Source organism: Paenibacillus sp. VTT E-133280, from assembly GCF_002264385.1.
GTDB lineage: Bacteria > Bacillota > Bacilli > Paenibacillales > Paenibacillaceae > Paenibacillus_AQ > Paenibacillus_AQ nitricinens.
The window spans coordinates 196,463-202,826 of sequence record NZ_NFUX01000002.1 but is presented as its reverse complement, the minus strand read 5'-3'; the positions used below and the strand labels follow the sequence as shown (position 1 = coordinate 202,826).

Here is a 6,364-nt window from a genome sequence, read left to right as displayed (position 1 = left end):
CATTGTGCCGAAGGTAACGTAAACGAGCCAGCACCTATACACATGCTGAAGAACATTTAGAAGAACCCGCACCACATGCGGGTTCTTCTGCGCTATAAATATACTTCAACTTTTTTCATCAGTGGAAATTTTACGGCATATATTTCTCAGCAATGCTGGTGACATATCCGTCTTTTTTAGTGATCACACATGGGGGCATAAAATCAGTATATTGCTTGAAATATTCGATAAACTCCTGCTTGCTTACTTCTTTTAGAGCACCTGAATTAGCATCAACTATAGAATATTTGGTATCCTCTGTAACCTCTAATGGATCGGTATACGTATATTTGTTGAGGATATAAAATCCATTAGGCATATCATCATCTGGATTAATATTCAACCCTTTAAAGCGAGCGGAATCCTCCATTGTTAGCCATTCAATGTTATCAAAATCAAAGGAATGATTCTCCAGGCTAAGATTAAAAACATAGCCTATTAATATACTCTCGGGCGTGATCGCAAAATCATCAGCTGTAGCCTCATTGTCCACCACAAGCTGATCCAGCTTAACATGCTGACCCATTCCAATATCATTGCTTATATAATTCATTGCGACCTGTAAAGGATCAAGTTGTGCTGGCTCCTCCCCCTCATCAGCTAATGTCTGCAGACGGGCATAATATTCAGCTATCGTAACATCGGTTTGAGGTGTATTGTAATACTCATTTCCGTTCGAATCCTTCCAGCGCTCTACACTCCAAATCCCTGAAGCGCCTTGAATAACAGGTTGGGATAACAACAGTTGGCTTGTTTCGCCTGTAGTTAAGGGGAATTTCACTAGAATATGCTTCCCACTATAAGTTTCATGCGGAAGCTGATGGTTTGCTTCAAGAAACACACGCACTGCCATTTCTTGACCGGCTGGTGAAGACATATCATTCTCTCCGCTCCTGATGACGCCCAGATACTGCGGTGTTGAATTCATAATGGAAAAAATAAGTATCGGCTTTCCCATGCTTCCTTCTTCGGTAATAAATCCATCGACCATATTTTCCGTCATCGTCAGCTTAGTTGGATCATCCGGTTTCAAGCGATATTCTAAACTCCAAATTTCCAAGGGTGTTGCAAGCAGTTCGTCTAATGACGCTATTTTTTCAAGCTTAGTAATTTGACTATCAATTATTTTAATATCTGTACTGTTCTCATAGCTGGTAATGTTCTGCTCCATAAATTGCTCGGCATAATCCTTTACGGTTAATGGATCATTTTTTGGATTACTTATGAGCCCGACACACAGTGCAGCCACGACTAAGATTGCGACTAAAATAACCCAAAAGGCTGGTTTTTTATAATTCAGAATATTTTTAATTCGTCCTTTTGTGTTGCTCTCGCCAAAGGCAAGTGGCGAACCACCCATAAACCGTCTTCCAGTAGATAAGGACAAAAGTGATGTCGAATATTCCTTTTTAATTCCACTGCCCATCTGTCTTATGACGCTTTCGTCACAGGACTTCTCCATATCATCACTCATCAGATAAAAAGCAAGCCAAACCAATGGATTAAACCAATGTACACACAGAACAGCGAACGCTAAAGGTTTTATCATGTGGTCGCACCTGTGTATGTGCACTTGCTCGTGTTTGATGATATAAGCTTTTTCATGATCGGAAAGACCGTTTGGAAGGTATATTCTAGGCTTAAAGAAGCCGAATACAAAAGGTGTGGAGATGCCGTTATGCTCATATACATTTTCGAAAAGTGGGGTTGCGTCTCTTAAGTTTCGTGAAAGTCGAATAGTAGTAACAATGCAGTAAATGAGCAGCAGCACAATCCCAATCAACCATAGATATTGGACAATGTTAATCCACACATCTGAAGGATTTGAAGGGATGATACCACTTGGTACAGCAGATGTATAGGGGATAGGTACGGGTGATATATTATTTACGGCTTGCTCGGATGTGTTGATTACATTTGGGATTTGAGGCGTTTGTGTGTATAGCTTATTTAGAGGTGAGTTCTGGACTTCAGAAGGGATAAAACTATATATACTCTCCATCGAGAACGGACATAGAAGTCGGAACAAAACCACAGACCATAAGGCAAAGGAGAATATTTTGGGAACTTTTCTTAAGAACAGCCGCGCCACGATGATAAACACAATCACATAACTTCCCGTAATGCTCATGTTTAAAATAAGTCCAAACAGCTGAGCCACCGTTACTCCTCCTTATGCTCATGGATTAGTCTTAGAACATCATCAATTTCGCTTTCACTTAATTTCCGACTCTTTGTAAAAGCAGCCAAAAATTTGGGTAACGAACCGCCGAAGGTTTCCTTCACAAACGCCTTGCTCTGCTCCGCATAAAAGTCATCCTTTTTAATAAGAGAACCTACCACACCATTATCATTTTTAACAATCTCTTTAGCTTCAAGTCTTTTTAACATCGTATACGTCGTAGATTTCTTCCAGTTGAGCTCGGATTCACATAACTTCACCAGATTCCCTGAAGGAATCGGTTCGTGGTCCCATATTAATTCCGCAAATTTCCCTTCCATTTCGGTCATTCTGAGATCCTTCAACCTTGCACCTCCCGTTGGTCTACAATTCCTAGACCTTCCATTTGAATTAGAGTTTACAACTTGTAGACCGTTTTGTCTACAAAATATTTCCAGCAAAAAAAAGAGACTCTGTCTTTGTAAACATCGCCTCTTTGCTACCTTTATTAAGGGTAAAACACAGATAAGTCACGGAACAATAGTCCGCCCTCTTCTAGTCTGTTCAGCTCCTCTTCTACATCAGTTACAATATGGCTTTCTCGCTCATGAGCTGTATTGATTAACCACGGTTGCCCCTGTCTTAAAAAACAAAGATCATCAGGCACCCTAGTCTGCACCCATGAGTATAAGCTCGTAGAATAGGATAGTAAAATATCGACCGCATCCGGTGAACATCTAAAAAAATAAACATCTGCGTAATGTCCCATAAGCCGAGTTCCCGGCCAATAATCATCTTTGACGATCTCTTTGAGAAAAGGCTCTAACCGTTCCAATAGTTCATATCCTTCTGGCTCTAACTCCATCTGATCACGTTTGACCAAAATAAATTCATCACACACTTCCATAGCTACCTGTATCAGCGTCTTATAGGCCTGACCCGTTGGGTCCTGCAAAATAGTATTTATAATAATGTCCGCCCCTTACGTATTTGTATTATTTAAATACTCCTGATGCATCCTTCCCCAGCCACACATGCTATCCAAAACAGTAATTAGTGATTTGCCATGTTCTGAAATACTATATTCCACCCTCAATGGAAGCTCATGAAAAATCACACGATCGATAAGTTGATCCTCTTCAAGCTCCCGTAGTTGCTTAGTTAATGTCCCTTGAGAGACCTCTGGAATAATCCGCCTGAGTTCGCCAAATCGTTTGGTACCATCTATCAATAAAATAAATAAAATGAGCGGCTTCCACTTTCCACCGATCTTATCAAGCGTTGTAAGCACTCCGGCCAATCTCGGCTCCAGTAAATCCATGTGATCATCTCTTTCGATAGTTATTCTATTTAACAGCTAGTACGATCAATCGTACCTAGTACGAAAAAAGTGCGTACTGTGCAGAATTTCTTATATACCTAATAATAAAAAACAGAACTTAAAAGTCCATTTAACTATGAACGGAGTAGATAAAAATGTCCAGGAATTCATTAAAAAACCAGCGAATCGTCATTATCGGAGGAAGCTCCGGAATTGGGCTCGCGACTGCCAAACAAGCGGTTGAACAAGGCGCATATGTCATAATCGCCGGGCGTTCACAAGAAAAATTAGAAAAAGCCCAACAATTTCTAGGGTCCGAATCTAACGAAATTCATTCGCTTGATAATCAAAATGAAGAAGACTTAAAGTCATTTTTCGAAAAAACCGGCAACTTCGATCATTTGTTCACTCCCGGCGCCTCCTATGTTAGAGGACCAATTACTTCAAGCTTAGAGATTGCTCATAGCTGCTTTAATGCAAAGTTCTGGCCTCAGTATAATGCTGTGAAATACGCGATCCCCTATATAAACGCAACAGGCTCTATTGTTCTGATGTCTGGCGCATTCGGCCAACGACCACTTGCCGACGGTGCCTCCTATGCAGCTTGTAACGGCGCGATTGAGAGTCTGGGAAAAGCATTGGCTGTAGAATTGGCTCCTATTCGAGTAAATGTTATCTCCCCAGGCACCATTCATACCAACTTTAATTGGATAGGAGCAGAACAAGAAGCTAGAGACAAGTCCTACGATGAATATACAAATATGAATATCCTTGGCAGGGTAGGACATGCCGACGAAGCAGCACATACAACCCTTTATTTGATGACTAATAACTATACTACGGGAAGCACCCTATTTCCTGATGGGGGTTATATTTTACGATGAAAAATAAAAAAGCCCATATATTTGTGGGCTTTTTTTAATAAACTTAATCCTATGTAAGCGCCTGAATCGTTCCTCACTTGTTTCTTAATTAGGAATAGTATACTTTTTCTACTTTATATAATGTATGCTCGATAGTTGGGCAGAGATCGGCATCTACTTTATAAAATTTAACTCGAAAGTATAAACTTTTCAGAAAGTTCTTTATATTATTTTTTTGCCTAAAGGCAGGAAGAAACTCTGAACTTTTCTCCACATCACCAAAACTTTGAATCCATTGCTCTACATCAGTCTGACTAACTATTTTTCTATTTAAAATACTAATTATGGGTCTTACCATTCTCTCATCTTCCCCATCGGAGTAAATTCGATCTGTTATGATCATCTTTTCATAAACCAAATGGAGAATCGTTTTGAGGTCATTGTTATCCAGTTCGGAGCTTTGAGCTAAATCATCTAAAGCATCTGCTGCATGGGCTATGGCATGAGCCCAGCCCTTTTCTTCATCATACCCGCGGTAATCTCGCTCTTCTTGTACATTGTAAAATACTTTCTCTTTTATCTGATGAATTTGCTCTCTTGAGAGAAATGGTGATTCTCTATGTCTCTCTAAGACGAGTGGTATGACTAGCATTGAGAAAGATCGAGTAAAGACAGCGTCTGTATTTGTTTCACCAAGCTTAAAATGCAAATGGTTATGATCCAAAATAACTGGAAGAAGTTGTTCTAGTTCATTTGCAGTTAGAGAATTACCAGGAATCCAATGTGATAAGATTGTATAAATCAGGTCATCACGCAGCTCGGCATCCACAGAACCGATGTTATGTATCATTTCTTGTATCAACTGGTTGGTATCGGGAGGTGCTTGGTAGCCATTTTCTTTTATTACTATCAACTTTTCTTTTAAATTCATTTTACACACTCCTACTAGAAATTTCCGTATACAGCGCAATAGCGCGACAATTAACAGAGATATTAGTTTATAAAATGTCACACTATCCTTTCGGGTTGTTGGTATTTATCATGGTACTATATATAGTATTATGGGCAAACTTTTATTGTTAAGCGACACCCTTTTCACATTTTAGAATAGCCTATTCAATAACCAACCAAAGGTGGTACGAAAATGAACCAGAAACTAGGTACAACAGATTCTAAGCATCGTGTTATCCCCTTTAAAGGCGTCCTCAATTTCCGAGATATGGGCGGATACACCACCTCAGATGGCCGTAGAGTCAAATACGGTTTGTTTTTTCGATCAGCCGAATTAACAGGAATGACCGATCAAGATATAAAACTCTTAAAATCACTGGGGATAAAGACCATATTTGATTATCGGGGAATAGAAGAAATCCGTTTAAAACCAGATCCAGTCATTCCAGGAGTTAATAACATTTGTGTACCTGCACTAAAGCAAGAGGTGCCTGGAGACATGAGAGATGTGGTTCGTTCTGGATTCCTTGAACATTTTACGACAGACTTTTTGGTTAATATGTATTTGGATATGGCCTTTAATAACCCTTCCTTCAAACGACTTATGGCAACTATTATGCTTCCAGATGAATTCAGTATCCTGCATCATTGTGCCGGTGGAAGAGATCGCACTGGCGTAGGATCAGCATTCATCTTCCTGGCACTTGGGGTTCCAAGAGAGACGATTATAGAAGACTACTTGCTCTCCAATCAGACACTTGGTCCTTTGAATGAGCAAATAAAAAAGCAAGCCTCACAGCATTTGTCACCTAAGGAAGTCGATACTGTTATGGCTGCGCTTATACTGCGCAGAGAATTCATGGAAGCCATTTTCTCTGCCATCGACGCGCGTTATAAAAGTGTAGAGATTTTCCTCGAACAGGAATTCGGCATGACTGCTGATAAGCGCAAGCAGCTACAAGCCTACTGTTTAGAAGCTTAATAACTTATTGAGCCATGGACTAATCCATTAAGATAGCGATTAAAGTA

7 protein-coding genes are annotated in these 6,364 nt (G+C 39.9%); 2 read left to right on the top strand and 5 right to left on the bottom strand.

Translation table 11 applies throughout. The annotated features are described in order from the left end of the window. Positions 1-130 precede the first annotated feature (130 nt). The 4 genes from CA600_RS01975 to CA600_RS01960 all read right to left on the bottom strand — a co-directional run bounded on the left by CA600_RS01975 (position 131) and on the right by CA600_RS01960 (position 3,521). A complete protein-coding gene (locus CA600_RS01975) occupies positions 131-2,200 on the bottom strand; it encodes a M56 family metallopeptidase (protein WP_094868654.1) in 2,070 nt (689 codons plus the stop codon). 2 nt (positions 2,201-2,202) lie between these two features. Continuing rightward, positions 2,203-2,565 (bottom strand): BlaI/MecI/CopY family transcriptional regulator, encoded by a 363-nt coding sequence (locus CA600_RS01970; protein WP_094868653.1) that lies wholly within the window; start codon positions 2,563-2,565, stop codon positions 2,203-2,205. Between the two features lie 143 nt (positions 2,566-2,708). Then, positions 2,709-3,101 carry a hypothetical protein gene (locus CA600_RS01965; protein ID WP_179281488.1) on the bottom strand — a complete coding sequence of 131 codons (393 nt, stop codon included), beginning with the start codon at positions 3,099-3,101 and terminating at the stop codon, positions 2,709-2,711. Positions 3,102-3,182: 81 nt separating this feature from the next. Then, positions 3,183-3,521, bottom strand: coding sequence for a winged helix-turn-helix transcriptional regulator (locus CA600_RS01960; protein WP_094868651.1), 339 nt, complete (start codon positions 3,519-3,521; stop codon positions 3,183-3,185). Between the two features lie 155 nt (positions 3,522-3,676). On the opposite strand from CA600_RS01960, the gene CA600_RS01955 reads away from it, so the two are divergent. Beyond that, positions 3,677-4,405: an SDR family oxidoreductase gene (locus tag CA600_RS01955; RefSeq protein WP_094868650.1), complete on the top strand. Its 729-nt coding sequence runs from the start codon at positions 3,677-3,679 to the stop codon at positions 4,403-4,405. 88 nt (positions 4,406-4,493) lie between these two features. On the opposite strand, the gene CA600_RS01950 is transcribed toward CA600_RS01955, so the two are convergent. Beyond that, on the bottom strand, positions 4,494-5,315 hold the full coding sequence (locus CA600_RS01950) for a DUF2785 domain-containing protein (RefSeq protein ID WP_094868649.1): 822 nt from the start codon (positions 5,313-5,315) through the stop codon (positions 4,494-4,496). 213 nt (positions 5,316-5,528) lie between these two features. Between CA600_RS01950 and CA600_RS01945 the strand changes: the two genes are divergently transcribed. Continuing rightward, complete coding sequence (locus CA600_RS01945; RefSeq protein WP_094868648.1) at positions 5,529-6,317, top strand: tyrosine-protein phosphatase; 789 nt, start codon at positions 5,529-5,531, stop codon at positions 6,315-6,317. Positions 6,318-6,364 lie beyond the last annotated feature (47 nt).